The following is a 25,348-nucleotide window of genomic DNA, read 5'->3' on the forward strand; positions in this document are numbered from 1 at the left end:
AGTGCCCAGCGCCCGGTCGGCCCCGGCACCGGCATGCATGCGGCCGAACAGCACCGTGCCGAACACCACCTGCTGACGGCCGCTGCTCAGCGCCACCACCTGACCCCAGGCCAGATGGCAGAGGCTCGCCAGGCTCACCCCCAGCCGCCGCGCCTGGGCCCGCAGCCGATCGTTGAGCGCCTGCGGCAGCATCCGATGCGCCTCGCCGATCCCGCTGCCGTCACCATGCACTTGGCTTAGCCCGAACGGCAGCGTCGGCTCGTCGATGTCGGCCAGCATCGCCCGGAAGAACGCTTCATGCGCCTTGGCATCGACACCCAGCCGCGCCTGCGCCACCAGGTTGCGGAACGGCTGCGGTGCTGCAAGCTCATGCCCGCGTCCTTCCAGCACGGCCCGCACCTCGGCATGCATGACCTCCAGCGTCGTGTGATCGCCGATCAGATGGTGCAGCAGCTGCAGCAGCAGCCAGCGCCCGCTGCCCGGCTCGCGCGCGATGACAATCCGCAACAACGGCGCCCGGCCAAGGTCGATGCGGTCCTGGCGCGGATCGAACCGCCGCTTCAGCTGCTCGGAACCGGGACCGCCATCCTCATCCAGCTCGACCTCGCGCACCTCCAGGACCGCCTTGCGCCACACCACCTGGGCCGGGCTCGACAGACCCTCCCAGACAAAGGCCGTGCGCAGGATGTCGTGCCGATCCACCACCTGCTTGGACCGCGCCAAGATAGCGCTCCAACAGGCCACGATCGGCAAAGGCCATCTGCGACACCAGCAGATAGGGATCGCCCCGGCTGGCCAGCAGATGATGGAACAGGATGCCGTCCTGCAGCGGCGACAGGCCATAAATGTCCTGGATGTTGCCGACGCCGCCGGGAACCGTGGCGACGATCCGGTCGATCTCCGGCTGGGCCAGCTCGATCAGCGGCAGCATCCGCGGCGTGATCACCGTGCTCTGCTCGCCGATCAGGTTGGCCGGCACCGCCACCTCGCGATGGCTGCCAAGGCTTACGGCCAGATCGCAAAGCACCGGCCGGGCGAACAGGGTGCGCACCTCCACCCCCAGCGACAGCCGCCGCAGCCGCTCCATCAGCTGCACCGCCAGGAGCGAGTGGCCGCCGAGCTCGAAGAAGTGGTCGTGGCGGCCGACCCGCTCGACACCGAGCAGCTCTTGCCAGATCCCGGCCAGCAGCGTCTCGACCTCGCCCTGCGGCGCTTCATAGGCGGTGCGCGCATAGGCATCGTCGTCGGGGGCCGGCAGCGCCTGGCGGTCGAGCTTGCCGTTCGGTGTCAGCGGCAGCCCATCCAGCCGCACGAAGGCCGACGGCACCATGTAGTCGGGCAGCAGGCTACCCAGATGGGCGCGCAAGGAGGCAGCAAGCTGCGCGCAATCGGCCTCGTCCGATCCGTGCGCCGGCTTCGCCACCACATAGGCGACGAGCCGCTGGTCGCCGGTGCGATCGGCGCGCGCCACCACCACCGCATCGCCGACAAGCTCGTGCTCGCAAAGCCGGGCGGCGATCTCGCCCGGCTCGATGCGGAAGCCGCGGATCTTTACCTGATCGTCGTTGCGGCCCAAAAACTCCAGATTGCCGTCCGGCAGATAACGCCCAAGGTCGCCGCTCCGGTACAGACGGTCGCCCTCCACAAACGGGCTGGCGATGAACCGCTCGGCCGAAAGCTCCGGCCGGTTGAGGTAGCCGCGCGCAACACCCGCCCCGCCGATATAAAGCTCGCCCACCGCCCCGAACGGCACCGGCTGACCATGAGCGTCCAGAAGGTAGATCCGCGTGTTGGCGATCGGACGGCCGAGCGGCACCGCGTTGCCGCTATCGAACTCAGCAGGCACCGGTGCGAGACGACGGTGATTCTCTGTCGGGCCATAGCATTGTTACCAGAGCTTCGGATGCGCTTCTGGCATGCCCTGATGGAAGCCGCGGAGACGCTTCGCCCCCGACCAGCAGTTGCTGTAGCCGATCTTACCCGCTCGTCCTGCAATGCGTCGAGCAAGCGGGCGTCAGCAAGGCGACTAGTGACGCTTGATCATGCGATGATCTGGCCAGCGTTGCGGTCGCCAGGTGCCGCTCAGGTCGAGAGCACAATGCTGGCGCCGTTGCCAAGGCTACCAAGCCTCGAACGTGGTCGCGTCGAAAGCTGGGCGAGGTGCGTTGCAGCAAGCGTCTCTGCGTTGCGAGATCCACGAAACGTTCACTGCCACGAAGACGACCACTCCGTGATGCTCGACCATGACGCCCTTTGGGGTTCCGGTGGAGCCTGAGGTGTAGATGACATAGGCGAGATGGCGCGGGCTCAGGCCAAGGGCGCGCGGGTCCGGGTTCGCAGCGCCGGCAGTTCGGCCCAGGCCGGGGTGGCCGTCTCCAGAGGTCGACCACCGCTCAGATCGGCCAGCGCCTCGGGGCCGAGTGCGGCGCGTCCGGCCGTATCGGCCAGCAGCAGCTTGGGGGCGGCATCGGCGAGCACCTGGTTGAGCCGTGGGCCTGGATAGGCCGGATCGAGCGGCACATAGGCGCCGCCCGCCTTCAGGATCGCCAGCAGCCCCACCACCATCGCCGGGCTGCGCTCGACGCAGATCGCCACCCGGTCGTCCGGACGCACGCCCAGTCCGATCAGATGATGGGCCAGCCGGTTGGCCCGGGCATTGAGTTCGCCATAGCTCAGCGCCTCGCCCTCATGCACCACCGCCACCGCCTCGGGTGTGCGGCGCACCTGTTGCTCGAACAGCTCGTGGATGCAAAGATCCGACGGATAGTCCGCGTCCGTCCGGTTCAGCTCCTCCAGCAGATAGGTGCGCTCGTCGGACGGAAGAATGTCGAGCGCGCGCACCGGCCTGTCGGGAGCCTGCTCCAATGCCTCCGACAGCGCTTCGAGCGCCTGCTGCATGTAGCCGCAGACCCGATCCGCAGAGATCGGCTCCACCACCTGCGCGGTGAGGCCGAGCGCCTCGCCAGAATCCTCCACCGACAGGGTCAGCGGATAGTTGGTGCGCTCCTGCCCGCCCAGCCATTCCACGCCGGACAGACCATCGTCCGTTCCGGAGCCGGCCATGGCCGCCGGCGTGTTGTGGCGGTAGTTCAGCAGCGCGCTGAACAGCGGCGCCGGCGCCGCAACGCCGCTGCAGCGTTGCGCCAAGGCCAGCGAGGCATGCTCATGCGCCAGCAGCTCGGAAAGCCGCGCATGCGTGGTGCGCACGCTCGCCTCGGCCCCGGTGCCGTCGAGGTCAAGCCGCACAGGCAGGGTGTTGATGAACAGGCCCAGCGCCCGGTCGGCCCCGGCACCGGCATGCATGCGGCCGAACAGCACCGTGCCGAACACCACCTGCTGACGGCCGCTGCTCAGCGCCACCACCTGACCCCAGGCCAGATGGCAGAGGCTCGCCAGGCTCACCCCCAGCCGCCGCGCCTGGGCCCGCAGCCGATCGTTGAGCGCCTGCGGCAGCATCCGATGCGCCTCGCCGATCCCGCTGCCGTCACCATGCACTTGGCTTAGCCCGAACGGCAGCGTCGGCTCGTCGATGTCGGCCAGCATCGCCCGGAAGAACGCTTCATGCGCCTTGGCATCGACACCCAGCCGCGCCTGCGCCACCAGATTGCGGAACGGCTGCGGTGCTGCAAGCTCATGCCCGCGTCCTTCCAGCACGGCCCGCACCTCGGCATGCATGACCTCCAGCGTCGTGTGATCGCCGATCAGATGGTGCAGCAGCTGCAGCAGCAGCCAGCGCCCGCTGCCCGGCTCGCGCGCGATGACAATCCGCAACAACGGCGCCCGGCCAAGGTCGATGCGGTCCTGGCGCGGATCGAACCGCCGCTTCAGCTGCTCGGAACCGGGACCGCCATCCTCATCCAGCTCGACCTCGCGCACCTCCAGGACCGCCTTGCGCCACACCACCTGGGCCGGGCTCGACAGACCCTCCCAGACAAAGGCCGTGCGCAGGATGTCGTGCCGATCCACCACCTGCTGAACCGCGCCAAGATAGCGCTCCAACAGGCCACGCTCGGCAAAGGCCATCTGCGACACCAGCAGATAGGGATCGCCCCGGCTGGCCAGCAGATGATGGAACAGGATGCCGTCCTGCAGCGGCGACAGGCCATAGATATCCTGGATGTTGCCGACGCCGCCCGGCACCGTGGCGACGATCCGGTCGATCTCCGGCTGGGCCAGCTCGATCAGCGGCAGCATCCGCGGCGTGATCACCGTGCTCTGCTCGCCGATCAGGTTGGCCGGCACCGCCACCTCGCGATGGCTGCCAAGGCTTACGGCCAGATCGCAAAGCACCGGCCGGGCGAACAGGGTGCGCACCTCCACCCCCAGCGACAGCCGCCGCAGCCGCTCCATCAGCTGCACGGCCAGCAGCGAGTGGCCGCCGAGCTCGAAGAAGTGGTCGTGGCGGCCGACCCGCTCGAGGCCGAGCAGCTCTTGCCAGATCCCGGCCAGCAGCGTCTCGACCTCGCCCTGCGGCGCTTCATAGGCGGTGCGCGCATAGGCATCGTCGTCGGGGGCCGGCAGCGCCTGGCGGTCGAGCTTGCCGTTCGGTGTCAGCGGCAGCCCATCCAGCCGCACGAAGGCCGACGGCACCATGTAGTCGGGCAGCAGGCTACCCAGATGGGCGCGCAAGGAGGCAGCAAGCTGCGCGCAATCGGCCTCGTCCGATCCGTGCGCCGGCTTCGCCACCACATAGGCGACGAGCCGCTGGTCGCCGGTGCGATCGGCGCGCGCCACCACCACCGCATCGCCGACAAGCTCGTGCTCGCAAAGCCGGGCGGCGATCTCGCCCGGCTCGATGCGGAAGCCGCGGATCTTTACCTGATCGTCGTTGCGGCCCAAAAACTCCAGATTGCCGTCCGGCAGATAACGCCCAAGGTCGCCGCTCCGGTACAGACGGTCGCCCTCCACAAACGGGCTGGCGATGAACCGCTCGGCCGAAAGCTCCGGCCGGTTGAGGTAGCCGCGCGCAACACCCGCCCCGCCGATATAAAGCTCGCCCACCGCCCCGAACGGCACCGGCTGACCATGAGCGTCCAGAAGGTAGATCCGCGTGTTGGCGATCGGACGGCCGATCGTTTCAACGACGGTGTCTCCCCTGGGCATGCAAATCCAGGTCGAGTACGTCGTTGTCTCGGAAGGGGCGTATAGGTTACAGATCTTCTCGACGCGGCTGTGCTCGAAGATTCTCTCGATCAGAGCTGCGCTCAGCGCTTCGCCCGCCAAATTGATGGCGCTTGCCGCGGCGGGGACTGCTTGCTTGTCGAGCAGAGCGGCGATCGCAGAGGGGACTGTATTGATCAGCGAGACGTCCAAAGGCGTTTGCGCCAGTGCCAGCGCATTGTCGACGAGATAGAGCGTGCCGCCCTGTGACAGGGTAGCGAAGCACTCATAGACGGACAGATCAAAGCTGATCGAAGTGGAGAACAGCATGCGGCTGGTCTGCGCTTGCGCGTAGACGCCGCTACTCCAACGCAGCAGGTTCATGGTGCTTTGATGCTCGACCATGACGCCCTTTGGGGTTCCGGTGGAGCCTGAGGTGTAGATGACATAGGCGAGATGGCGCGGGCTCAGGCCAAGGGCGCGCGGCTCCGGGTTCGAGGCCGGCAGTTCGGCCCAGGCCGGGGTGGCCGTCTCCAGATCGACCACCGTCAGATCGACAAGCGCCTCGGGGCCGAGTGCGGCGCGTCCGGCCGTATCGGCCAGCAGCAGCTTGGGGGCGGCATCGGCGAGCACCTGGTTGAGCCGTGGGCCTGGATAGGCCGGATCGAGCGGCACATAGGCGCCGCCCGCCTTCAGGATCGCCAGCAGCCCCACCACCATCGCCGGGCTGCGCTCGACGCAGATCGCCACCCGGTCGTCCGGACGCACGCCCAGTCCGATCAGATGATGGGCCAGCCGGTTGGCCCGGGCATTGAGTTCGCCATAGCTCAGCGCCTCGCCCTCATGCACCACCGCCACCGCCTCGGGTGTGCGGCGCACCTGTTGCTCGAACAGCTCGTGGATGCAAAGATCCGACGGATAGTCCGCGTCCGTCCGGTTCAGCTCCTCCAGCAGATAGGTGCGCTCGTCGGACGGCAGGATGTCGATGCGGCCGACCGGCTGCCCGGCATCGGCAACCATCGCCCGCAACAATGCCACCAGATATTCACGCTGCCGCTCGATCGTCGCTTCGTCGAACAGCGCCGTGGCATAGTGCAGCGATCCGGCGATCTGATCGCCATCTTCGCCAAGGTCGAGCTCCAGATCGAACTTGACCTGATCGAGCCCCTCCCCGGCAGCCTCCACGCACAGCCCCCGGCAGATCCAATGACCCGACGGTGTTGTTCTGCCAGGCCAGCATCACCTGGAACAACGGCGTGTGATCAAGATGCCGCGGCGGCTGCACGATCTCGACCACCTGCTCGAACGGCAGGTCCTGATGCTCCTGGGCGGCCAGTGCCGTGCGCCGCGTCCGTTCCAGAAGCTCCGACACGCTCGGCGCGCCCGACAGGTCCAGCCGCAGCGCCAGGGTGTTGACGAAGAAGCCGATCAACTCTTCGATCTCGCGCCGGCCTCGATTGGCGCTCGGCACCGTGCCGATCACAAGGTCGTCCTGCCCCGACAGGCCGCTGCACAGCGCCGCCGCCCAGGCCGCCAGGCACCGTCATGAGCAACGTCGTCGCCATGCTGCACGGCCCAGCCGCCTCAGACCTGGGCCGCGTCAGATCCGCATCGATGAGCGACTGCGGCAGCATCCGATGCGCCCCGGCGAACGACTGCTGGGCCGGCACGCAGGCACTTGGCTCCGCCGGCAACGGCAAGACGTCGGCTCGTCGATGTCGGCCAGACAGGGTGTCGCGCCGAATACTGCGCCTGGGTCATGCAGCCGTTCGCCCCGACAGCCACTGCCGTCGCCAGGCGGCATAATCCGGATATTGGATCGCAAGCGGCGGCAAAGGATCGTCCTGTCCAGCTCATGCGAGCGCCCGGTCAAGCTGACTGAGTTCACGCACCACGGCACGCCCATCGACTCCAGCCGTCGTGAGATCGCCGATGTGATGCTGCAGCAGCTGCAGCAGGAAGACATCGCCCGCTGCCGGCTCGATCGCGATACAATCCGGATCACGGCGCCCGCGCCAGGTCGATGCGGCCCGCGCGACAGATCGAACCGCCGCTTCAGCTGCTCGGCCGGGACCGTCCTCATCCAGCTCGACCTCGCGCACATCCAGGCCGCCTTGCGCCACACCACCTGGGCCGGGCTCGACAGACCCTCCCAGACAAAGGCCGTGCGCAGGATGTCGTGCCGATCCACCACCTCTGACCGCGGCAAGGTAGCGCTCCGAGCACAAGCCACTGCGGCAAAGCGCCATCTGCGAGCACCAGCAGATAGGGATCGCCCCGCGCGGCCAGGAGATGATGGAACAGGATGCCGTCCTGCAGCGGCGACAGGCCATAGATATCCTGGATGTTGGCGACGCCGCCCGGCGAGCCGTGGCGACGATCCGGTCGATCTCCGGCTGGGCCAGCTCGATCAGCGGCAGCATCCGCGGCGTGATCACCGTGCTCTGCTCGCCGATCAGGTTGGCCGGCACCGCCACCTCGCGATGGCTGCCAAGGCTTACGGCCAGATCGCAAAGCACCGGCCTGGCGAACAGGGTGCGCACCTCCACCCCCAGCGACAGCCGCCGCAACCGGCTCAACAGCTGCACGGCCAGCAATGAATGACCGCCGAGTTCGAAGAAGTGGTCGTGGCGGCCGACCCGCTCGAGGCCGAGCAGCTCTTGCCAGATCCCGGCCAGCAGCGTCTCGACCTCGCCCTGCGGCGCTTCATAGGCGGTGCGCGCATAGGCATCGTCGTCGGGGGCCGGCAGCGCCTGGCGGTCGAGCTTGCCGTTCGGTGTCAGCGGCAGCCCATCCAGCCGCACGAAGGCCGACGGCACCATGTAGTCGGGCAGCAGGCTACCCAGATGGGCGCGCAAGGAGGCAGCAAGCTGCGCGCCATCGGCCTCGTCCGATCCGTGCGCCGGCTTCGCCACCACATAGGCGACGAGCCGCTGGTCGCCGGTGCGATCGGCGCGCGCCACCACCACCGCATCGCCGACAAGCTCGTGCTCGCAAAGCCGGGCGGCGATCTCGCCCGGCTCGATGCGGAAGCCGCGGATCTTTACCTGATCGTCGTTGCGGCCCAAAAACTCCAGATTGCCGTCCGGCAGATAACGCCCAAGGTCGCCGCTCCGGTACAGACGGTCGCCCTCCACAAACGGGCTGGCGATGAACCGCTCCGCCGAAAGCTCCGGCCGGTTGAGGTAGCCGCGCGCAACACCCGCCCCGCCGATATAAAGCTCGCCCACCGCCCCGAACGGCACCGGCTGACCATGAGCGTCCAGAAGGTAGATCCGCGTGTTGGCGATCGGACGGCCGATCGTTTCAACGACGGTGTCTCCCCTGGGCATGCAAATCCAGGTCGAGTACGTCGTTGTCTCGGAAGGGGCGTATAGGTTACAGATCTTCTCGACGCGGCTGTGCTCGAAGATTCTCTCGATCAGAGCTGCGCTCAGCGCTTCGCCCGCCAAATTGATGGCGCTTGCCGCGGCGGGGACTGCTTGCTTGTCGAGCAGAGCGGCGATCGCAGAGGGGACTGTATTGATCAGCGAGACGTCCAAAGGCGTTTGCGCCAGTGCCAGCGCATTGTCGACGAGATAGAGCGTGCCGCCCTGTGACAGGGTAGCGAAGCACTCATAGACGGACAGATCAAAGCTGATCGAAGTGGAGAACAGCATGCGGCTGGTCTGCGCTTGCGCGTAGACGCCGCTACTCCAACGCAGCAGGTTCATGGTGCTTTGATGCTCGACCATGACGCCCTTTGGGGTTCCGGTGGAGCCTGAGGTGTAGATGACATAGGCGAGATGGCGCGGGCTCAGGCCAAGGGCGCGCGGGTCCGGGTTCGAGGCCGGCAGTTCGGCCCAGGCCGGGGTGGCCGTCTCCAGATCGACCACCGTCAGATCGACAAGCGCCTCGGGGCCGAGTGCGGCGCGTCCGGCCGTATCGGCCAGCAGCAGCTTGGGGGCGGCATCGGCGAGCACCTGGTTGAGCCGTGGGCCTGGATAGGCCGGATCGAGCGGCACATAGGCGCCGCCCGCCTTCAGGATCGCCAGCAGCCCCACCACCATCGCCGGGCTGCGCTCGACGCAGATCGCCACCCGGTCGTCCGGACGCACGCCCAGTCCGATCAGATGATGGGCCAGCCGGTTGGCCCGGGCATTGAGTTCGCCATAGCTCAGCGCCTCGCCCTCATGCACCACCGCCACCGCCTCGGGTGTGCGGCGCACCTGTTGCTCGAACAGCTCGTGGATGCAAAGATCCGACGGATAGTCCGCGTCCGTCCGGTTCAGCTCCTCCAGCAGATAGGTGCGCTCGTCGGACGGCAGGATGTCGATGCGGCCGACCGGCTGCCCGGCATCGGCAACCATCGCCCGCAACAATGCCACCAGATATTCACGCTGCCGCTCGATCGTCGCTTCGTCGAACAGCGCCGTGGCATAGTGCAGCGATCCGGCGATCTGATCGCCATCTTCGCCAAGGTCGAGCTCCAGATCGAACTTGACCTGATCGAGCCCCTCCCCGGCAGCCTCCACGCACAGCCCCGGCAGATCCAATGACCCGACGGTGTTGTTCTGCCAGGCCAGCATCACCTGGAACAACGGCGTGTGATCAAGATGCCGCGGCGGCTGCACGATCTCGACCACCTGCTCGAACGGCAGGTCCTGATGCTCCTGGGCGGCCAGTGCCGTGCGCCGCGTCCGTTCCAGAAGCTCCGACACGCTCGGCGCGCCCGACAGGTCCAGCCGCAGCGCCAGGGTGTTGACGAAGAAGCCGATCAACTCTTCGATCTCGCGCCGGCCTCGATTGGCGCTCGGCACGCCGATCACAAGGTCGTCCTGCCCCGACAGGCGCGACAGCACCGCCGCCCAGGCCGCCAGCACCGTCATGAACAACGTCGTGCCATGCTGCCGGCTCAGCCGCTTCAGACCCCGCGTCAGATCCGCATCGATGACGATCGGAACCGTCGCCCCGGCAAACGACTGCTGGGCCGGCCGCGGCCGGTCCGTCGGCAAGGCAAGACGGGCCGCAGCGCCAGACAGGGTGTCGCGCCAATACTGCGCCTGGGTCTGCAGCCGTTCCCCCGACAGCCACTGCCGTTGCCAGGCGGCATAATCCGGATATTGGATCGCAAGCGGCGGCAAAGGATCGTCCTGTCCAGCCTCGAACGCCCGGTAAAGCTGACTGAGTTCACGCACCAGCACGCCCATCGACCAGCCGTCGGAGACGATGTGATGCTGGGTCAGCAGGAAGACATGGTCGTCATCCGACATCCGGATCAGACGCCCGCGCATCAGCGGCCCGCGCGACAGATCGAACGGCGTGTGCGCCTCTTCACGGCACAGATCCGAAAGCGCCGCCTTAGCGTCAGCCCGGCCGGATAGATCGTGCTCGACCAGTGGCAGCCCGGCATCGGCCGGCAGCACCTCTACCCGGGGCTGGCCCTCCGGGGCGACAAAGACACTGCGCAGCGCCTCGTGACGAGCAAACAAGCGGTCGAGGCTGAGCTGCCAGGCGACGCGGTCGAGCGCCCCCCGCAGCCGCAAGGCCAGCGGCATGTGATAGTTGGTGCTGCCCTCGTCGAGCTGTGCCAGGAACCACAGCCGCTGCTGCGCGAACGACAGTGCAAGCGGCTCGTCGCGCGACACGGCAACAATCGCCGGCAGGTCTTTGCGATCGGCGCGGTTCAACACCTCGACGATGCTTGCCGCCAGATCGGCAAGCACCGGCCTGGCGAACAGCGTGGCCAGCGGCAGCCCGACACCGACGGCTTGCGGCAACCGGCTCAACAGCTGCACGGCCAGCAATGAATGACCGCCGAGTTCGAAGAAGTGGTCGTGGCGGCCGACCCGCTCGAGGCCGAGCAGCTCTTGCCAGATCCCGGCCAGCAGCGTCTCGACCTCGCCCTGCGGCGCTTCATAGGCGGTGCGCGCATAGGCATCGTCGTCGGGGGCCGGCAGCGCCTGGCGGTCGAGCTTGCCGTTCGGTGTCAGCGGCAGCCCATCCAGCCGCACGAAGGCCGACGGCACCATGTAGTCGGGCAGCAGGCTACCCAGATGGGCGCGCAAGGAGGCAGCAAGCTGCGCGCAATCGGCCTCGTCCGATCCGTGCGCCGGCTTCGCCACCACATAGGCGACGAGCCGCTGGTCGCCGGTGCGGTCGGCGCGCGCCACCACCACCGCATCGCCGACAAGCTCGTGCTCGCAAAGCCGGGCGGCGATCTCGCCCGGCTCGATGCGGAAGCCGCGGATCTTTACCTGATCGTCGTTGCGGCCCAAAAACTCCAGATTGCCGTCCGGCAGATAACGCCCAAGGTCGCCGCTCCGGTACAGACGGTCGCCCTCCACAAACGGGCTGGCGATGAACCGCTCCGCCGAAAGCTCCGGCCGGTTGAGGTAGCCGCGCGCAACACCCGCCCCGCCGATATAAAGCTCGCCCACCGCCCCGAACGGCACCGGCTGACCATGAGCGTCCAGAAGGTAGATCCGCGTGTTGGCGATCGGACGGCCGATGGGAGGCACTTGCGGCCAGCATGATGGATCAGCCGCGAGGCGGTGCGCCGTGACTACGTGGGTTTCTGTAGGCCCATACTGATTTATCAACCTCGCCCTCGGATGAGTCTCGAAGAACGACCTGAGCTCGGGGGTGGCTCGCAATTGCTCACCCGCTGTATAAATTTCTCTCAAAGAGGGCAGCAGCGCTCCCCGAGCGCACCAGGCTTCCGCAAAATGTTTCAAGGCCACGAATGGGAGGAAAAGCCGCTCGATCCCTTCTCTGCACACAAAGTCCAGCAACTCGGAAAAGTCGGCACGGGTCTCTTCCGGCACGAGCGCCAGTAGCCCGCCGTCCCTCCAGCAACTAAACAATTCCTGGAACGAGACGTCGAAGTTCAAAGTCGTGAATTGAAGTGTACGTAGCGCACCAAACTCCGGCGAGGACCAAAGCAAATTCATAAGCGAGCCGTGGGGCATTTCGACGCCCTTTGGGGTTCCGGTTGAGCCTGAGGTGTAGATGACATAGGCGAGATGGCGGGGGGTGAGCCCCAGCGCGCGCGGGTCGGGGTCGTCAGCGCCCTGGCCGGCCCATGGACGCGCGCCGTCCGAGAGGTCGACCACGCTCACATCGGCCAGCGCCTCGGGGCCGAGTGCGGCGCGTCCGGCCGCATCGCAAAGCAGCAGCTTGGGGGCGGCATCGGCGAGCACCTGGTTGAGCCGTGGGCCTGGATAGGCCGGATCGAGCGGCACATAGGCGCCGCCCGCCTTCAGGATCGCCAGCAGCCCCACCACCATCGCCGGGCTGCGCTCGACGCAGATCGCCACCCGGTCGTCCGGACGCACGCCCAGTCCGATCAGATGATGCGCCAGCCGGTTGGCCCGGGCATTGAGTTCGCCATAGCTCAGCGCCTCGCCCTCATGCACCAATGCCACCGCCTCGGGTGTGCGGCGCACCTGTTGCTCGAACAGCTCGTGGATGCAAAGATCCGACGGATAGTGCTTCGACGTCTCGTTCCATGTCTCCAGAACAAGCTTCCGCTCTTCAGGCGGCAACAGGTCGATCCGGGCGATCGGAATGTCGGGATCCGCTCCCAGAACGTGCACGAGGCGGCTCAACCTATGTTGGTGATACTCCAGTTCGTCCAACGAAGCTGAAGAATTTCCGAAAACATCAATCGCGAGTTCCGATTCTCCAGCTCGGTAAAAAACGAATGAGATATCGTTGGCTGGCCCCAGTGCGAGCTTTCGTACAGCGAAAGACGCATTATCGAATCCCCCATCGCAGTCGAACAACATGACATTGACAATCGGTGCCGATGTCACCGATGCTCGCCGATCCTCACCGAAACCCCTGCCAATAAATTCACCGCGATACCTTTGATGCTTGAGCAAAGAAGTAATGCGCTTCGAGGTTTGCTGAATAAGGCTTCGGAAACTCTGTTCACGTCGGACGCGCAATCTCAGCGGCAACAGGTTGGATGTCATTCCAACCGTTTGTGCGTGCTTTGTAGCTCCTATACGCCCCTTGACCGGAAAACCGAGTACCAGCTCGTTGACGCCCGTGAAGCGATGCACATAGGCAGCCACGACTGCAACTAATAGCTCAGCGGCCTTCCGGTCACCACCTTTCCCAGTAAAAAGCGGTCCCAAATCCCTCAACGAAACGCATCCACCGCACCGCACAGCTTCTGGGGTAGTTGCAATGGTCTGCCGCGCCAGACCAACAGGAGAAAAGTAATTGGCGACGCGCCTTTTCCAAAATTTCTGGTCATCCAGGAACTCTTTAGACGTTAGATATGCGACATCGTTTTCCAGCAATGATAATTGTGAGTTTGGCACCCAATTGCTTTTGAATTCGCCTCGACCAAGTTCGGTGTATACGTTCGCTACTCGTCCGGCGATGAGAGACATACTTAGACCATCCACAATAATGTGGTGGTACATTTGAAACCAAAAGCAGCGATCTTGTGCAACTCGAAAAAAGACAAAGCCAAAGAGAGGCCCTTGGTTCAGATCCATAGGACACGTCAATTGCACCTGCATATGAGCAAGCGCTGCTGCTTCTGGATCTGGCTCAGCGCGGAGATCGAGAACCCGAAGCGACCAATTGGTCGCCAGCTCAAAGATCTGTCGAGGCTCACCATTCCGATCTGCAATTCGGACATGCAGCGCATCGCATTCAGAAACCACATGATGCAATGCGGTCTCAAGCCGACCAGCATCAACTGGACCAAAAATATCAAGGTATTCACCGATCACATACTGGGGACTATGCGGATCCAGCTGTTGAGCGATCCAGATCTCCATCTGCGCAGCCGACAGTGGAAAGTCGATGTCGCGAGTTGGCCTTTCACTTGTCCCCACCTTCGATGCGTCAATAGCCGCGCTAGCGTCATCTCGATGCATATCAGCCTTTTCTCCTAAGCGGCAGCTCGCAGGTCGCGAACACACGAGTTTAGTTGTTGGGTATTTGCGTCCTGGACGGTGTTATGGATTTGATCGTGAGGTGGTCGTGCGTTCGGCAGGTGCGATTGGCCAACGTATAGGGTCAAAATAAACTACTTTAGAATGCAAGAGACTCTCGTTCCGATAATCAGGCGATATGGTCCGCCGCAATATCCAGTAAGAGTGAAAACATTCTCGTGCAGGAGATCGTGAACAGCTAGTGCTCGCTCGTATTTCGCCTGCGTTCCTCCAAAACGGGACATGTCTAATCTTCTTGCTGGACGACAGTGGAACTGCCTGTTCTCGTGCCCAGTGCTGCTGCCAATGGTCGCCGCGGAGCTGACCAAGCGCTACCCGTCCGATCTGACGGACGAGGAGTGGGAACAGATCGCTCCGCTGATGCCCAAGCCTAGGCGTCGCGGCCGTCCGCGCGAGGTTGATTTCCGTGAGGTGATCAACGCGGTGCGCTACCTTGTGCGCTCGGGTTGCGGCTGGCGGATGCTGCCGATCCATTTCGGCGCCTGGCAGACGGTCTACGGCTGGTTTCGCGAGTTGGCGCGGCGCTTTCTGTTCCAGACCATCCACGACGTGGCGCTGATGCTGGATCGCGAGCGAGCCGGGCGCAAGGCCAGTCCCACGGCGGGCGTGATCGACAGCCAGTCGGTCAAGGCTCCGCAAGCGGAAACAAGAGGGTACGACGCCGGCAAGAAGATTGTCAGCCGCAAGCGACACATTGCCGTCGATACGGGTGGGCGGCTGTTGATGGTCAACCTGACGCCGGCCGATATCTCCGACAGCGCCGGCGCTCAGGCGATCCTGGATGGTATCCGCAAGCGCTGGCCCCCGGTGAAGCATCTGTTCGCCGACGGCGCCTACGACCGGCTGAAGCTCATGGATAAGGCCGCCTATCTGGACTTCGTGGTCGAGATCATCCGCAGATCCGACGATCAGAAGGGCTTCGAAGTCTTGCCCCGCCGCTGGGTTGTCGAGCGCACCTTCGGCTGGATGACAAGATGGCGCCGCCTCGTGCGCGACTACGAGAAGCGCATCGACGTCTCTCACGCCATGATCCTCGTCGCTATGGGCGGCAATCTTATCCGCAGAAACGCCCATCCCTGAATTTCAAAACGGACTCTAAGCATCGGTCTCCCCAAAGGTAGTGAGCCGCTATGTTATTGCACCGGAGCGGAAACGCGCATGGCAGCCAAACCGTGCAACTTACATGCCAGATTAGGCACCTGTTGCTTTGCGCCACTTCTTCATTCTTGCAGGCCGATCTGGAGCTCTTTTGTCGGGCTTTCGACATTCTTGTCTGGTTGACGACCACCTCCCAAAGGGCTTTGAAGCCGGAAGCGAGTTTAATAGGTTCACCCTCCGCTTCGATGCTGGAAACAGAGGGTGGCATGCATGTGGTCGGTCTCGACGTGGAGGAACGGATGCCGACGGACGTCGCGTACGTGTTTGGAACTCGCTATCCGTGTAGCCCATCTTGGCCAGCGCTCACATACCGGCGCGCAAAAGGCCGGACATATGAGCGCAAGCGATCCGATCAACTATCTCAGCCAAACCTTGCAAGCAGGGGCCAATGGTATGGACCCCGCCCTCTAGCAGGCCGTTGAAGAAGTCATTCGCGTTCGCAGACGAAGCCTGAATCGTCTCCGTTGTGGACGTAGAAGTGCCCGACAAGGCGTCCGGCGGAGCCGAGAGCAGCCCATCCGCGACCACAGGCCGGGTCGCTCTCGTCTTGTCCCTCCCATGAGAACTCCGCACAGGCTGATCCGTCGCGTGCGCCGTAACGGACATCGAGGAAGCCCTTGAGCGCGCCGAAGGCGATTTCGCCGTCCGCCGCGCCCTGGAATGTTAGATGCGCCTCTTCGACGAGATCGAGGACGTCGTTGTCACAGTTGTCCATCTCGACGATGCGCCAACGACCGGCGAAGGCCTTGGCGAAGGCAGAAACCCTGGCCATCAGCCTATCTCCGTCATGAGCTTCGGCAGCCGCACCAGATTGTAGGCGGCGGCCGCGAAGGTGAAGGCCCATCCGACGCGGTCGCGGCCACGAAACTTCGTCTTGTCCTGCCCCGCGACGGTCTTGATCCAGCCGAACGCATCCTCGATGCGCTTGCGGATGCGCAAGCTGATCCCATAGCCGGAATGGCGCGTCGTGCGCCCATCAATCGCCGAGCGGCGACCATTGACGTTCTGCGCCACATGGGCGTCACCCTCATCGACCGCAAATCTTGGACGAAGTCCTTTGTGTCATAGGCCTTGTCGGCACCCAGCGTGACTGCTTGTGGCCGGTCGCAGAACTGTTTGATCATGTGAAGAGCCGCGACCCGTTCGGCGTATCCGCTGGCCTCTGTCAGATAGGCGTCGACCAGCAGGCCATGGCGGTTTTCCATCAGCCCATGACCCATGAAGCACAACTTGGCCTCCTTGCCTTTTCCCTTCCTATAAAGCTTCGCCTCCGGATCGGTCGTTGACGCATGGGTCTCATTGGAACGCTTTTCGCCATGGAAGTCTGCTTCCGCATTTCGGCCGCCACCGTCCCGTGGTGGTTCACCCGAGTCGCCCGTCGGCTTGAAACTCTTCACCGATGCCCAGGCTTCAATCAACGTGCCATCGACAGAGAAGTGGTCCGTTGATAGCAGCCGCTTTACCTTGGGCTGAGAAAGGATTGCACCCAGGAACTTCGCCGCGATGTCACCTTTCAGCAAGCGGTCGCGGTTCTTCGAAAACACCGAATGGTCCCAAGCTGGATCATCAATGCCGATTTCGACGAACCAGCGGAATAGAAGGTCGTATGCCCTGTCGGCTCGAAGCTGGGATTTTGGCCAAGTTGAAGAACGTTTCATGAACGTCAGGGTTTGGCCTGTGCTTTGAGCAACATGGCAACATTGTCGGCGGTGAACTTGAAGCCGCGGTGATCGGGGATACGCTCGACGGAGATGGGATATTTAGGTCTTCGTGGATCAATGCCGGTGATCCGGAAACGCTCGCCACCAGCGATAAACTCGCGTTCGAAGTCAGCAGCCTCCAGACCGTACTGTTCGGCCAGCAGGGCGAACATCTCCTTATCCAGATTGAGTGGCTTGCCGTCTGGGGCGGGAATACTGATGCGGAATGCTGGTTCGAACGAAAAGCCAGGCTCCTGGCCGCGCCACCCGGCGCTTTCGATAACCAGTCCGTGATCTGCGGTGATCTTTCTGCAAGCCTCAAGCATGCGGGCCTGGATTTGCTCGCAGGTGGCGGATGTCAAGCGGGTGATGCGGTTGGCCTTGCTCATTCGGAAGTACCTTTACGCACCTGATAGACCGTGCCGCGCGATATGCCGAGATCGCGGGCGATCTTGCTGGGGCCCTGGCCCTGTTGCAGCCGAAGCAGGATTTCTGCGCGGTCAATCTTCGGTGGGCGGCCTTTGTAGATGCCACGTTTCCTGGCAGCGGCGATACCCTCAACCTGCCGCTCGCGCCGCAGGTTAGTTTCGAATTCCGCGAAGACGCCGAGCATGTCGAAGAACGCCTTCCCGGCAGCTGTGGAGGTATCGACGGGCTGCTCAGTGGCTACCAGATGCGCGCCCTTGGCCTTGAGGCGGTCGACTACCACCTGAAGATCTCGCAACGATCTGGCCAGCCGGTCGATGCGGGTGATGACAAGGGTTTCGCCGGCATGGATGAAGTCAAGAATGGTCATCAGCTGCGGCCGGCCTTCGAGCGAGGCACCACTTTTCTGCTCCTCGCGGATGACCTCGCAGCCGGCGTTCCTGAGCGCCGCGATTTGCGCGGCAAGGTTCTGGTCTGTTGTGGATGTACGGGCATATCCGATACGAGCCATGTCCTATACCATGCAAACTGTTCAATTTGGGTGTGCCATCGTGTCGATTTGTTCATTATCTCACTTTGGACCCAAAATAAACAGGAAACCACGGTCTCGACCTGTTCATTGATAGTGTTCACGACGGTATACTCAAAATATTCACCACAGAGATCCGCCACCTGCGTCCAGTGTGGTCACAACGATATCTTCCACGAGCGGGATGTCCTGTAGAGGATGCTTGTGCATAAGCGCGAAGGCAGCGGCCGCCAGTGCTTTTGACAGCCGCTCCTTCTTAGCCGATTTGAGAATGATCGCGGTTTGCAGAAATCGCCTTGCCCAGATGTCTCGCCGGCCTTCGAGAAAGGCCCAGATCCTTTTTTCAACAGTCCGCACCGACCGAGATCCTTGGATGATGCCGCGTGTTTCTCCTGTGTCTTCAAACCAGCTGTCGGTGAACGGGACGAGCGCATCCAGTGCGGGCTCATTGCGGAGCATCCGATCCAGTTGTGCCGCTGTCGCATTCTGGATTTCCTTTTGCGGATCGACGTGATCCAGCAAAGCCTGCAGATCCCTTTCCTGGGGCCGCAATTGGCTCAAGCTGCAAGCCTCCATGACGTCAATGAAACCTGGCGCTGGTGGATGGCCGTTTTCTATCCCATCCGCCAGAGCCGCCTCCAGCAGAAGCTCGGCAGTCATTCGATCTATTCGGACGCTGTTTGCTTCCTGGCGGGCATAGGAGATGATGTTGGTTGCTTCGCGCTTTGAGCGGCAGCGAATGACAAAGGCATCTTTGATGCCGTACCCGGTTTTTAGCAGGATCATCGCGACAAATGTCTGGGCTTGCAGTCTTCCGACAATCGTTAGGCTGCGCGGCGACAAACAAGGTGAGACTCAGCGTCAATCAGGATGAGACTCGGCGGCGGGGGTGTGACGAAGGGAGGGCGTAGCCCGACTGGAGTTACACCCCCGCCGCGGCGCAATTTTTCGGCGTCTCATGATCGCGGTTGGCCCGGTAGCGTCGGTGATTTTCTGAGAATGGAGAATCACCTTTGTGCCGGGTCGCCATGTAACCGATCATCAGACGAGGCTTTTTATGAAGTACCGACAAAACAACCCCATTGAGGTCGCTGCCGCCAAGGCGTCGATCAGCCGGGCGACGGCTTACCGCATCGAGAAGGATGCGCGTCTTCCATCGCAGACCAAGCCGCCGCGCGACCGGCGTCGCCCCGATCCCCTTGAGCACATCTTCGACGCCGAGGTTGTTCCGCTCCTCAAGGCCGCGCCCGGCATCCGAGCGGTCGCCGTTTACAACGAGATGCTGCGGCGTCATCCAGAGCTGTCAGAAGGTGTTCGCCGTACGATTGAGCGTCGTATCCGATCATGGCGGGCTGTTCACGGTCAGGAGCAGGAAGTGATCTTCCGTCAGATGCACGAACCCGGTCGGTTAGGACTGTCGGATTTTACCGACATGGGCAGCCTCGGCGTGACGATCGCCGGCCAATCGCTCGATCATCTGCTTTATCACTTCCGGCTGGTCTGGTCGGGCTTCGAGCATGCCCATGTCATCCTGGGTGGAGAGAGCTTCGTCGCTCTGGCCGAGGGGCTGCAGAACGCCCTGTGGTCGGTTGGCGGTTCGCCGCTCTATCATCGCAGCGACAGCTTATCGGCCGCCTTCCGCAACCTCGATGCCGACGCCAAGGTCGATCTGACGCATCGCTACGACGAACTGTGCGCCCATTATCGCATGACGCCGACGCGCAACAACAAGGGCGTCGCGCACGAGAACGGCTCGATCGAAAGTTCCCACGGCCATCTCAAGAATGCGATCCGCGATGCTCTGCTGATGCGCGGAACCAGGGACTTTGGCGACCTCGGATCCTATCGCGCCTTCATCGATGAGATCGTCAGCCGCCGCAATGCCGCACATGGCAAGCGCATCGATGCCGAGCGCACGCATCTGCAAGCTCTTCCCGATCGTCGCACCACCGACTTCGAAGAGGTCATCGTCACCGTATCGAGCACCGGCGGCTTCGCCTTGCGCAAGGTCTTCTACACCGTGCCTTCCCGTCTGATTGGCCACCGGCTGCGGGTGCGTCTGTTCGACGATCGCCTCGACGTCTTCATCGGCGGCACGCATCTGCTGACATTACCCCGAGGCCGCGCCCATGCGAGTGGCAAGCACGATCAAGTCGTCAACTATCATCACGTCATTCATTCCCTGCGCAAAAAGCCGATGGCGCTTTTGGGGCTCGTCTATCGCGACAAGCTCTTCCCCAGGCCGGAATATCGCAGGACTTTCGACGCGCTCATCGAGCAACTGCCCGAGCGGCAGGCTTGCAAGATCACCGTGGAACTGCTTGCCTTGGCTCACGATCGCAGTTGCGAGCGTGAACTGGCCGAGGAGCTTGCCAAAACGCTCGACGCCCACAAACTGCCTGATCTGGCGGCTTTGAGAGCGGTCTTCAGCCCGGACCCGGATCAGTTGCCGATCGTTCATGTGCAACTCGCGTCGCTCAATGGTTATGAAGCCCTGATCGGCACGGCCTATGCGGGAGAGGTCGCATGAAGAGCAACATCCACACAGTCGATGAAGCCCGCCTCGGCATCATGCTCAACGAACTGAGGCTGCCGACGATCAAGACGTTCTGGCACCAATTTGCCGAGCAGGCCGATCGGGAAGGATGGCCTGCTGCCCGTTTCCTCTCGGCCATCGCCGAGCATGAATTGGCCGAACGCGCCCATCGCAGGATCGAAAGACACCTCGCCGAGGCCCACCTGCCACCCGGAAAGACGCTCGACAGCTTCGCCTTCGACGCTGTTCCCATGGTCTCCAAGGCCCAGGTCATGGCGATTGCAGCCGGCGATAGCTGGCTCGCCAAAGGCGCCAATATCCTGATGTTCGGTCCGCCCGGCGGCGGAAAGAGCCATCTCGCCGCAGCCGTCGGCCTCGCGCTAATCGAGAACGGCTGGCGCGTGCTCTTCACCCGCACGACCGATCTCGTCCAGAAGCTTCAGGTCGCGCGGAGGGAGCTTCAGCTCGAAGCCGCCATCGCAAAGCTCGACAAGTTCGATCTTCTCATCCTCGACGACCTGGCCTACGTCACCAAGGACCAGGCCGAAACGAGCGTGCTCTTCGAACTCATCTCCGCAAGATATGAGCGGCGTTCCATCATGATCACCGCCAATCAGCCCTTCGGAGAATGGAACCGCGTCTTTCCAGACCCGGCCATGACGCTTGCCGCGGTGGACCGACTTGTCCATCACGCAACAATCTTCGAGATGAATGTCGAAAGCTACCGGCGGCGTTCGGCCATGGAAGCCAAACGCCAGCGCGGCAGACCCGCCTCATTCGCGACAATCAAAAGCTCTTCCCAGCTTGTCGCGGAGCGGCAATCAGAACACGATGAAACTCTTGCCAGCGACAATCAACATGATAACTTCGCTCCAACCGCGACATAAGAATCTCATCCAGATTGTCGCTCGCGTCTCATCCTGATCGTCGCGCTATACGTTAGGCCTTGCGCCCCAACACCGTCAGCGGTGGTCGCCATGATGTCGCTGACTATCGGCTCCGTCCTGTTGTTATGGGGATCTGCGGCGAGACCTTGTCGCAGAGCCAGCTTGCCAATGTCATCGATAACTGCCCGGGCGGAGCTCGCTGGCAACCAGCCGCGAATGATCGGCAGATAGGATAAAGTTTCAGGCTCCAGCTTCCCGCGCATGAGCCTTTCTCGTAGGCCGGCGGCCACGGCCTCTCGCGTCAATGATGCGCCGGACACCAGCCAATAGAGCGCACAGCGCTCCAGAAAGGGATTGTCGAGGCTCAACAGATGATGGACAAACGCGGCCTTGGCATCCTCCGGCATTCCTGCCGACATCTCATCCAGGCCACTGAAGAACTCATACGCACCGCCGCCTTCAGCTTCAACGTCCGCCGCTAAAGCGGCAAGCGCGCCATCAAGATCCGGCATCGGGATCTCGTCGGCGGGATTTTCGCCAACCGGGTCGAGCATCAGTATGTCTGGCACGGGCAGACCGGCACGCCGATACAAGCCAGCAATTTTCAAACGGTGAAGTGGCTCGCCAGTACCGGTAGCAATGCGAGCCTTGATCGCCTTCTCCGCATTTTCCAGGAAAACCTTTCCATATGGGCTGTCATTCTCGACGCCCATTCGGGCCTCATCCAGCAGCAATCCGAACAAGGTTGCCGAATCCGGATGACCTTCCATGGACTGCATAACCTCCGCAACGATGGCGTCGCAGGCCATGTCATCGGCCAGGAGATCATGCTTTGCTCTTTCGAAACAAAACTGGAACTGCGCCGACGACAGCCCATGTTGGTAGAGAACATTCAGGCATGTTTCAGCAATTCTAACCATTAGCGCCTCCAAAAATTATGCAGCCCGGCGTTCGAAATCGATCCGCCGTTCGAGGTCGAGATCGAAACGGCCATAAGGGTTGACGTGACTGTAGATCAGCGGCGTGAGACCACGATAGTCTTCCGGCGTCATCCGATCAGCCCATTTCTGCTCCACCAGGACGGTCTGCAGCATGCGGGTGTTCACATAGACCAGTGACGCCTGCAGCAGGTGCAAAGCCAGAGCGGAAATCTCCTGCTCATCGATCCGGTTCGTGGCGATCTCGCCGCCCTTGCCGAAAAACACGAAGCCATTAGCGCTGTTCCAGTTTTCGACGACATTCAGCCCTTCATGGATTTCCTGGCGGAAGGCTTCCTGTCGAAGGTAACGGCATAGAAAGATCGTCTTGACCGCGCGGCCGAGTTCGCTCAGCGCCTTGTAGGTCGGGTGCATCACTTCGGCACGGGCGAAACGACGCAGGACCGCCTCCGGGTCCGCCGTTCTCGTCTGCATGGCGGCGGTGTATTTGACCATCTCGTCATATTGCTGCTCGATTTCGTCCCAGTTGATTGCGCCAGAAAGGATCGGCAAGAGATTCGGCAGCCTTGCGCGCATTCCCGCCTCCGGGATCGCCAGCTTCTGGCGGGCAATGGCTTTCAGGCGCGGGGCGAGCTCAAAGCCGAGCAGCCGACAAAACGCGAAGCCGACCGCGCTTTGACCGTGGCTGTCGACATATTGGCGCTGGATTTCCATATCGGTGCAATGACGCAGCACACCTTCGATCATGGAGGCGACCTCCGAGGAAGAGCACCGCTTGAGCTGGGAATAAACGCAAGTTGCGCGTTTCTCGACATGCCAATAGATCATGACACCACGCCCGCCGTAACGGGCATGCCATTCCGTCATGAGATTGCGATCCCACGCGCCGAACTTCGTGGAATCGGACGCGCATGCGGCGCCGGCGTCTCCCCAAACGGCGGCATTGCGGATGGCCAGGGTCGCGTTTGCAACCCGTGCGCATGCCTCCCTCAGCGCCGGCGCATGGATGAAGCGGCGGTGAACATGCAGCAGCTCGTCGTAGCTGACATCAGGTGTCGCGCCGGCGACCCGCTTGAGCCCGGCATTCGTGCCGAGACCATAAAGGCACAACAGAAGCCGCCGATCCAGCGCCTCGCGCGACAGGGCTACTCTCGACGCCGATGTTTCGAAGGCCTCCAGCAGACAGGTATCGAGTGCGGCTTCTTTCAACACGTCGAGCAATCCTGTCATCGGCCAGCGCTGACCGATCTCGCCCTTGATCGCTTCAAGTCCCTTCGGCTCCGGTAGAGGCTTGAACGGTGTGATCGATATGCGTGTTTCGCCGCGCCACAGCAGCCGGACCTTGTCGTTTCGTGGGATCGTTTCGTTCAGAAGTAGCAATTCATACTCAAGCTCCTGACGGATGCCAGCCGTGAACGCTCGCGCGTCCGGGGTCAGGTTCAGGCCTGTGTAATAGGCGTCACGGCGGATTTCGAAGTCTTTGGGTAGATCGTCATCCGGGTTCCGGTAGCGGTCCGCGCCGACAACCCAGATCTCCTTGGAACGGATGCGGTCACGCAACTGGGTGAGGACGCAAAGCTCGTAGCTGATCCGGTTCACACGGCCATCGTCATCGATGACGGAACTGCGCCACCTGGCAGGAATAACCTCGTCAATCGGCACATCCTCCATCGGCACAAAACGGCAGCCATCATCCACCTTGCTCCTGATCCAATCCAGCGCCACTAGCACCGGACGCCACACGGTGTTGTTTGACGGGAATTCCAGAACCGAAAGCAGGCTGGGCAGCATACGCCGGTAATGATTGGCCCAGGATGAGCGCATCACCTTATATATGCGCCGGTCGAGAGCCCCTTTTGCCTGGCTCTCCTTGACGATCGCCTCCAGCTTGTCCTTGCCGACGATCGGGAAAATGACATCGCAGACGCGCCCTGCGGGCTCGTCGATCGAAGCGCTGGCAATCTCGACCAGCAACCGTTCCTTGCCATAGACCCGCTCGATATCCTTGGCGATATCGCCGACCACCTTGCGTTTCGAACGCGTCCCGATCTTGTGGACCGTCTCGATCAGCAGGTCGACCATGGCGTCCGTGAGTTGCGCTTCCCGCGACAAGAGATAAATCGCATAGAGGCCGATTTGTCTGGCCGGCGCGTGCCGCCGCATCTCCCAGGCCTTTTCGCCGGCGACACGGCGGACAATCTGTTCCACCCATGCCTTGCCGGTCGTCGACAAGATATCCCGTGGCAGATCAAGCTTCTGAATGAAGGCAAGTTTCGCCGTCATGCTGAGGATGTTGTCGAGCGACGCCTGGCCAACATCACCCCTCATCGTGTTGAAGCCGGTCTGGCCGTCTGCCTCGGCAATAGAAGCATCCAGCAATGCGAGCGTGCTTGATGAAAGGCGAGCGCTCACCCCGGTCAACCAGTCATCGAGATAGTGTTGCCGTTGCGAACGCACCAGGCGTTCCAGTTCCTTGTGCGACGGGCCGTATATACTACGGTCCCGGCACCAAAGAAAAACCTGCTCGAGCATGGCGCCAACCGATCGCCCGGTCGGACACAGTTCGCCAGCGATCCACAATGTCAGCTCTTCCCGATCGGGCCGTTTCAGGCGCCGAAAGCCGAGATACTGCAAAATCTCGGCACAATGCCGGCGCGCAGTCCGGCCGGAGAAATCATACTGGTTCACGGCGTCACATTCGACGTCAAGCTGCTCAGCCAGCCAGCAAACGCTGTCGGTCGGGATCGAGGCAGGGTCCTGTACAAAAAAGCCGTGTGCGGCGAAGAACTTAAGCTGAACCGCCAATCCCAGTCGCGCCGGGGCCGGCTTGCCGTTCACAAAATCCATGTCGGAAAAGCTCAGGCTCCAGCGCCCGATAAAATCCTCATTCGAAATACTCAAACCCATCAGCCTACTCCATAATTCGGAGCAGACTGTCATTCCCCGCAAATCACTCGTCAATTAGCGAGACAATGTTCCCACAACGTTCTTCAACTTGGCCAAAATCCCAGCTTCGAGCCGACAGGGCCGTTTTGGAGGTGTTGCTGTGAAGAGCAGCCTCAAATTTCCCACGGCAACAAAACAGCCGCAAAATGAAGGTTGAAAACTCCCATTCCG

The 25,348-nt window shown here is 62.7% G+C and carries 14 protein-coding genes and 2 pseudogenes; 3 read left to right on the plus strand and 13 right to left on the minus strand.

All coding sequences use genetic code 11. From position 1 onward, the window contains the following. The 6 genes and pseudogenes from WGT02_RS38315 to WGT02_RS38340 all read right to left on the minus strand — a co-directional run. Positions 1–705 (minus strand): condensation domain-containing protein (locus WGT02_RS38315; protein ID WP_375680032.1); only part of this gene is annotated, 705 nt, incomplete at its 3' end. Beyond that, positions 590–1,846 carry a phosphopantetheine-binding protein gene (locus tag WGT02_RS38320; protein WP_375680027.1) on the minus strand — a complete coding sequence of 419 codons (1,257 nt, stop codon included), beginning with the start codon at positions 1,844–1,846 and terminating at the stop codon, positions 590–592. The genes WGT02_RS38320 and WGT02_RS38315, both read right to left, overlap by 116 nt. A gap of 273 nt (positions 1,847–2,119) precedes the next feature. Continuing rightward, positions 2,120–2,359 carry an AMP-binding protein gene (locus WGT02_RS38325; RefSeq protein ID WP_375680033.1) on the minus strand — a complete coding sequence of 80 codons (240 nt, stop codon included), beginning with the start codon at positions 2,357–2,359 and terminating at the stop codon, positions 2,120–2,122. Next, positions 2,308–6,285, minus strand: coding sequence for an amino acid adenylation domain-containing protein (locus tag WGT02_RS38330; protein ID WP_375680028.1), 3,978 nt, complete (start codon positions 6,283–6,285; stop codon positions 2,308–2,310). The genes WGT02_RS38325 and WGT02_RS38330 overlap by 52 nt, the downstream gene beginning before the upstream one ends. Positions 6,286–6,382: 97 nt before the next feature. Continuing rightward, positions 6,383–6,583 (minus strand): annotated as a pseudogene (locus WGT02_RS38335) (condensation domain-containing protein); the annotation flags it as partial. A 370-nt stretch (positions 6,584–6,953) separates the two neighbouring features. Beyond that, entirely contained in the window at positions 6,954–13,979 is a 7,026-nt protein-coding gene (locus WGT02_RS38340; protein ID WP_375680029.1) for an amino acid adenylation domain-containing protein, read from the minus strand. 363 nt (positions 13,980–14,342) lie between these two features. Here WGT02_RS38340 and WGT02_RS38345 point away from each other — a divergent pair, with 363 nt between their 5' ends. After that, a complete protein-coding gene (locus WGT02_RS38345) occupies positions 14,343–15,137 on the plus strand; it encodes an IS5 family transposase (protein WP_208245172.1) in 795 nt (264 codons plus the stop codon). 505 nt (positions 15,138–15,642) lie between these two features. Here WGT02_RS38345 and WGT02_RS38350 read toward each other — a convergent pair. The 5 genes and pseudogenes from WGT02_RS38350 to WGT02_RS38370 all read right to left on the minus strand — a co-directional run bounded on the left by WGT02_RS38350 (position 15,643) and on the right by WGT02_RS38370 (position 18,656). Then, positions 15,643–15,987 carry a hypothetical protein gene (locus tag WGT02_RS38350; RefSeq protein ID WP_208244972.1) on the minus strand — a complete coding sequence of 115 codons (345 nt, stop codon included), beginning with the start codon at positions 15,985–15,987 and terminating at the stop codon, positions 15,643–15,645. After that, positions 15,987–16,822 (minus strand): annotated as a pseudogene (locus WGT02_RS38355) (IS5 family transposase); the annotation flags it as partial. The pseudogene WGT02_RS38355 and the gene WGT02_RS38350, both read right to left, overlap by 1 nt. A gap of 56 nt (positions 16,823–16,878) precedes the next feature. Then, complete coding sequence (locus tag WGT02_RS38360) at positions 16,879–17,304, minus strand: hypothetical protein (RefSeq protein ID WP_208244974.1); 426 nt, start codon at positions 17,302–17,304, stop codon at positions 16,879–16,881. After that, complete coding sequence (locus tag WGT02_RS38365) at positions 17,301–17,852, minus strand: recombinase family protein (RefSeq protein WP_208244976.1); 552 nt, start codon at positions 17,850–17,852, stop codon at positions 17,301–17,303. The genes WGT02_RS38360 and WGT02_RS38365 overlap by 4 nt, the downstream gene beginning before the upstream one ends. Positions 17,853–17,993: 141 nt before the next feature. Then, on the minus strand, positions 17,994–18,656 hold the full coding sequence (locus tag WGT02_RS38370; RefSeq protein WP_225040610.1) for a hypothetical protein: 663 nt from the start codon (positions 18,654–18,656) through the stop codon (positions 17,994–17,996). Between the two features lie 271 nt (positions 18,657–18,927). Between WGT02_RS38370 and istA the strand changes: the two genes are divergently transcribed. Together istA and istB are read left to right on the plus strand one after the other, a co-directional pair. Next, a complete protein-coding gene (gene istA, locus WGT02_RS38375) occupies positions 18,928–20,400 on the plus strand; it encodes an IS21 family transposase (RefSeq protein ID WP_208245170.1) in 1,473 nt (490 codons plus the stop codon). Continuing rightward, complete coding sequence (gene istB / locus WGT02_RS38380; RefSeq protein WP_208245168.1) at positions 20,397–21,293, plus strand: IS21-like element helper ATPase IstB; 897 nt, start codon at positions 20,397–20,399, stop codon at positions 21,291–21,293. Before istA ends, istB begins: the two co-directional genes overlap by 4 nt. Positions 21,294–21,298: 5 nt before the next feature. On the opposite strand, the gene WGT02_RS38385 is transcribed toward istB, so the two are convergent. Together WGT02_RS38385 and WGT02_RS38390 are read right to left on the minus strand one after the other, a co-directional pair. After that, positions 21,299–22,213: a hypothetical protein gene (locus tag WGT02_RS38385; protein ID WP_225040611.1), complete on the minus strand. Its 915-nt coding sequence runs from the start codon at positions 22,211–22,213 to the stop codon at positions 21,299–21,301. Between the two features lie 15 nt (positions 22,214–22,228). Further along, positions 22,229–25,138 carry a Tn3 family transposase gene (locus tag WGT02_RS38390; RefSeq protein WP_208244980.1) on the minus strand — a complete coding sequence of 970 codons (2,910 nt, stop codon included), beginning with the start codon at positions 25,136–25,138 and terminating at the stop codon, positions 22,229–22,231. Between the last annotated feature and the right edge of the window lie 210 nt (positions 25,139–25,348).

The organism is Rhizobium sp. T1470 (assembly GCF_042140505.1).
In the GTDB taxonomy this organism is placed as follows: domain Bacteria; phylum Pseudomonadota; class Alphaproteobacteria; order Rhizobiales; family Rhizobiaceae; genus Rhizobium; species Rhizobium favelukesii.